2 protein-coding genes are annotated in these 4,116 nt (G+C 32.4%); one reads left to right on the forward strand and one right to left on the reverse strand.

Annotated features, from left to right (window positions below):
* Positions 1–1,519: glycosyltransferase family 39 protein (locus tag GNE10_RS32480; RefSeq protein WP_185570114.1), on the forward strand; the 1,519-nt coding region annotated here is incomplete at its 5' end.
* Here GNE10_RS32480 and GNE10_RS32485 read toward each other — a convergent pair.
* The gene (locus GNE10_RS32485) at positions 1,509–3,767 is read right to left on the reverse strand and encodes a glycosyltransferase (RefSeq protein WP_185570117.1); all 2,259 of its coding nucleotides are present in this window, start codon (positions 3,765–3,767) and stop codon (positions 1,509–1,511) included. The two genes, GNE10_RS32480 and GNE10_RS32485, sit on opposite strands and share 11 nt — an antisense overlap.
* Positions 3,768–4,116: the final 349 nt, after the last annotated feature.

The raw sequence follows: 4,116 nt of genomic DNA on the forward strand, positions 1-4,116 counted from the left end.
TGATAATAAAGTCTATTGGCATGATGAAACTTTTACTTCATTGCGGATTTCTGGATATACGGCAAATGAAGTAAAACAGCAAATATTTAATGGTAGTGTAATTACTAAAGAAAGTTTTGTTAAATTTCAAAGCTTGAATCAAGAAAAAGGTCTAATTAACACAATTAAGTCTTTAGAAGTGGAAGATCCACAACATCCTCCACTATATTATATAATCGCTCGGTTTTGGGTGGGAATTTTTGGTAATTCGGTGACGGCCATTAGAAGTTTATCAGCATTGATTAGCTTGCTAATTTTTCCCAGTATTTATTGGCTATGCCGAGAATTATTTAGAACTCAATTATGGGTATCGGAGATGGCGATCGCTTTGATGGCAATTTCTCCTATTCATCTAGTATACGCCCAAGAAGCACGAGAATATATCCTTTGGGTAGTCACAATTTTATTATGCAATGCTTCATTTTTACGAGCTTTGAGGTTGGAATCTACACATCCACATTCACGCATATTCAACTGGGGAATTTATGCCGCCACTATTACAACTAGTCTTTATACATTTTTGTTGAGTGGATTTGTAGTTGTTGCTCATGGAATTTATCTAATTATCACTGCCAGATTTAGATTTACTCAAACAGTAAAAGCTTATGTTTTAGCGTCTCTGGCAGGATTTTTAGCCTTTACACATTGGATATTAGTTGTCATTACTAACTTGTTGCAATTTAATAGTTCAACAGCCTGGACAAAAATCCCATCTTCCCTAGAAACTTTAATTAAATCTTGGCTTTTACAGTTGAGCCGGATTTTTATCGATTTAAATTTTGGTTTTGAAAATTCCTTTATTTATATAATAACAGCATTATCTTTAATCTTGAGTGGATATGCAATTTATTATCTTTGTAGAAACACTAACTATAAAGTTTGGTTATTTATCGTCATATTAATTCTGGTTCCTGCACTTCCCTTAATGCTACCAGATTTAATTTTTGGAGGTATACGCTCACTTTCCGAACGATATTTATTACCTTCTTATTTGGGTATTCAATTATCTATTATTTATTTATTGGCTACCAAAATAAAAAATGAGAGTGTTGGACATCGAAGAATTTGGCAAACAATTTTCGGATTAGTAATTATTTGTGGACTAATTTCTTATGGGGTGAATTCCCAAGCAAAAACATGGTGGAATAAGGTTATTAGCTATGGTAATCCACAAGTTGCTAAAATTATTAATCAGGCTAATCGTCCACTTTTAATTAGCGATGCTTCTGGAATCAATTATGGAAATGTCTTTTCCCTCAGCTATCTTTTAGATCCAAAAGTCAAGTTTCAGTTAATACAAGACCAATCTATTCCCCAAATTCCTGATGTATTTACTGACATTTTTTTACTAAATCCTTCAGATATTTGGCGTAAAAAAATAGAAACAAGTTACAAATCTCAAACAGAAGTTGTATATAGCGACAATCATTATTTAGTTTGGAGATTATTCAAAACTTTCACGAATAATTTCAAACATTAGAAACTTTCATTGGTGTTATCTGTATTTTTTTATCAAATAAAATTCTAGGTTTCAACAAAATTTTTAATAACAAAAATAGAGAATATAATTCTCCTGGTGTATTCTGGTGCTTCCACTGTCCCGGACGACAAAATAACATTTCTACAAGACGACGGTATTGATTTAAACTCACTGATTGAAAGCGAACACGCACGATTAAAAAATCGTCTTTAATAGCAGTACTTACAATCTCACCTGCAAGCTGTAAATTTTCCTCTACAATTTTTATATCTATTGGCTGATGAAGAAATAAATGAACAGGGAACTTCTGAGCGATCGCAATTTCAGCACCTCCTTCAGAAATCATTTTAGTCACACCCCATAAATTATCCTCGCCAATTTTTAACTGCGTTACTCGCCGTAAATCAAACCATTCATACATATCTGCTTTCGGCGCATCTAATAAAATCAGCAGGGTAATACTAATTAATACTAAATTATAAATACTCCACAGCCAACCCAAACTGATACCTGTAAATTGTGAAACCGTAGCATAGTAGCAGGCTTGATAAATACAAATATTTAGACTTCGCCAAAAAGTAACAGCATTAACAACAAACAAAATTATTAGAGGTAGTGCTAAATTCCAATTAAAACTGTAGCGATTATTTACTATACCTTTCGGCGTGACTTTAAATCCTTTAGCAAATGGAAAAATCATGACTTGGATAAAATTCATTGCCAAGGGAAAACAGATAATTAATGAATAAATATCTGAAATAAAAATGGAACAAGAACGGTAATTTAACCAGGAAAATGTGGCAATATTTAATAAATAATAAGGTAGTAAAAAAAATATTAATTCTGCTGGGTTTGAGCGGATAGGAATCACATCAAAAAATGAATATGCTAATGGTATAAGCAAAAAATAAATTCTAGATAAATTACTACACCAATAAAGTACCCCACCTAAACCTGCTAATCTTTGCATAAAGTTTAGTCCAGGTATTTTTAAAGGATTAGTTTTAATAAATAAGGCTTGTACTGTACCTTGCTGCCATCTTAATCTTTGAGTTGCATAGGCAGGAATGTTTTCTGGTGCTAACCCAGCACTTAACTTTTCATTTAAATAAATTAAACGATAGCCTTGAGCAGATAAGCGAATTCCTGTGAAATAATCTTCACTTAATGACTCAGTTACAAATCCGCCAATTTCTTCTAAAGCACTTCTACGAACCACAAAGGATGTGCCAGAACAAATAGCACTACCTGAAGGATCGCGACTTGTTTGAATGTGTCGATGAAATACTTCTCCTTCTGGTGTGACAATATTTTCTAAACCTAGATTACGAGCTATAGGGTCACTGTTATAGAAGCTTTGTTGTGTTTGTATTAAACCAATTTTTTTATCTTGAAAAAAACCAACAGTGCGGGTAAGAAAGTTTTTTGTTGGAACAAAATCAGCGTCAAAAATTACTATTAATTCGCCATGAGTTTGAGCAATGGCATTATTTAAATTTCCAGCTTTTGCATAACTATTATCAGGTCGTGTTATGTAATAACAACCTAATTCTTCGGCTAAATATTTCATTTCTGGACGATTGTTATCATCTAACAGATAAATTTTTTTATTGGCATAATCTAGAGCTTGACAACCAATAATACTACGCCGCAAAATAAAAACTGGTTCGTTATAAGTTGGTATAAAAATATCAACAGATGGTAAAAAACTACCACGCACTACAGCTAGGGACTTTGCATTTGCTTCCTCGTGACGCTCTTTGATATCAAACATGAACAACAGCTGAATAATGTTATTAACTATCACCAGCATCTCGGCAAAAAATAATCCTAGACTAAATACTCCATTTAACGGATCTATTAAATTTAAAGTGGAGAGCGATCGCCACAGAACATATCGCAAAGTTACAATGATTAAAATTATTACCACCAATCTTTGCGACCAAATACGCGGTTGTGGAGAGATTTTCATCACCACAAACACAGCTAATAACAATCCAATCGTGGGTAATAGCAAATATTTATTCTGTGTTATTGGCACTTCTAACCACATCGGTGGATACATTTGCCAATCATGAATTAAAGCAAAAACTTGACTAATTCTGTCTTCACCTGCAAACCAAGCTACTACAACAATGGCAGATACAAAAATAATCCCAAATAGAACCAGAGTTACTGCATGTAATCGATTAACTCTTTTATCAAAAGGAGTTTTAGATGGTTTGTAGCTAAAATTTGATTCTGACATTTTGCCCTTTTTGACCTCAGATTTTTCTACGAAAACCTATCAAATATGAGATGATGGACTATTTTTTGAAAAATTATAACAGAAAATTTAATAATTTTTTAATTTTTTATGATTAATAGTCTTTTGACAACAGATTTTCAGTTAATCAAGTACTCCACTTAGCCTGAAAGCTAGACCCAGAGATGATTTTAATTCTGAATTCTGCTGCCTGTATTTTTGGTTTTAGTTCTAATTTTCTAGAAAATATCCAAATAAATATATATTTGTTTCCTGAAAATCAGCTGTAAATCAGAAAAATAAATATTCAACAGATTCTCATCTGAAATTAATTTAAATAATGGTATAATAC

The sequence above is a fragment of the Nostoc sp. 2RC genome (assembly GCF_014222165.1).
Lineage (GTDB): Bacteria > Cyanobacteriota > Cyanobacteriia > Cyanobacteriales > Nostocaceae > Nostoc > Nostoc linckia.

Bases quoted from the DNA above. Each gene is read 5' to 3' on its own strand.
- GNE10_RS32485 (WP_185570117.1), bottom strand. From the start codon at position 3,767: ATGTCAGAATCAAATTTTAGCTACAAACCATCTAAAACTCCTTTTGAT.